This is a genomic window from Saccharopolyspora sp. NPDC000995 (assembly GCF_053599315.1).
Window position 1 is genome coordinate 1 of record NZ_JBSFLZ010000344.1, and the last position, 1,294, is coordinate 1,294.

The window sequence follows — 1,294 nt, forward strand, 5'->3', positions numbered from 1 at the left end:
GGATGTGATGGCACACGAGTTGATGACGAACCCGCGGGATGATCAGCAGTTGCAGTTGCGGTGGGAACTGGTCAGTTACCTGGCTGGTGACCTCAGCGACGGTGCGGACACGAGTGCTGCCGACGCCTTGCTTTCCGCCACGGTGCCCCAGGAGCCTGCGAACAAGTACGCTGAAGCACAGCAGCTGCATCGGCGACGCATGGCGGTTGGCATGGCGCTTAGTGGTTTGCTGGACTATGACGCTGTCAACCGGGTGCTGCGAAACGCAGCATTTGAGGAAGTGCTTCGCGGGAATTACACCGTCGCCGATTTGGAGGATCGATTCAACAGATCTAGGAATTGGGTTGGCTCGGTTATCGATGATGTCAAGACGCAGCTGATCTCCGATTTGGAAGCTGAGGTGGGGTCTCTGCGGCGGGTCTTGGTGGAGGCGGAGGCGGATACTGACCTGTGGAACGTATATGACGCCAAGATTGCGGAGTGGTTGGATCTAGGTGGGGTGCGTTTGGACGCGATCCGCAGCCGGGTAGAGGAAGTTGTCGCTGCTGTTCAGCAGTTGCGGGAACGGCTGCCAAATAACCTGATACCGGAAATGCGGGATAGTTTCGAGACAGCAGACGGCGGGTTACGGCAGTGGGGGGCTCTGCATGGTCCAGATCCGGTGGGCCAGACGTTCGCTGACGCGGACCGGGACTTCGGGGGAATGCAGGATGATCCATCGCGGAATGCGGTCCCGCATCGGCCGCTGACGCATGGCGGTCGTATAGGGGATGCGCAGGCGTTGTTGCAGGACTGGAATGAGCGGTACGAGCGGGCCGCGGCGCAGATGCATGAGTGGGGCGGCATCGTGGGTCGTGAAGCTGTGGACCGGTTGTTGGCTGATGCGGACGGGATTTTGGGGCCGCTGAGGGTGTCGTGGCGGTTCCGGAATGTGCTGGCGCAGTGGTTGGGTGAGAATCCGGGTGACTTGCACGGTGCTCAGGAGGTGCGTGCGGAACTGGCCGGTTATCTGGCCGGTGACCCTGATATCGGCGTGATGGTGAGTGGTTTGCTTCGCGATGCGTTCGAGGCGGTGAGAGTGGAAGAGGCGCGTTGGCAGGAGGTTGGTGCTGGGAATCAGGCGGAGGTTGGGGCCGTTGCGGTCTCGATGGTGCGTGGGGTCGATGATGATCCAGCGTTGCGCGTTATTTCTAGGGTTCGTTCGGTAAAGCGCAGGTTCGCGGAGGCCGGTAGGGCGTTGCGGCAGGTGGCCGACGAACAAGGTCAAGATGCGGTGGACGGTTTGTACGCTGCC

Annotated in this window: 1 protein-coding gene; it reads left to right on the forward strand. The window is 61.1% G+C overall.

The features are described 5' to 3' along the window. A partial coding sequence (locus tag ACWDKQ_RS36240; protein WP_450143251.1) for a hypothetical protein occupies positions 1-1,294 on the forward strand: 1,294 nt, incomplete at both ends.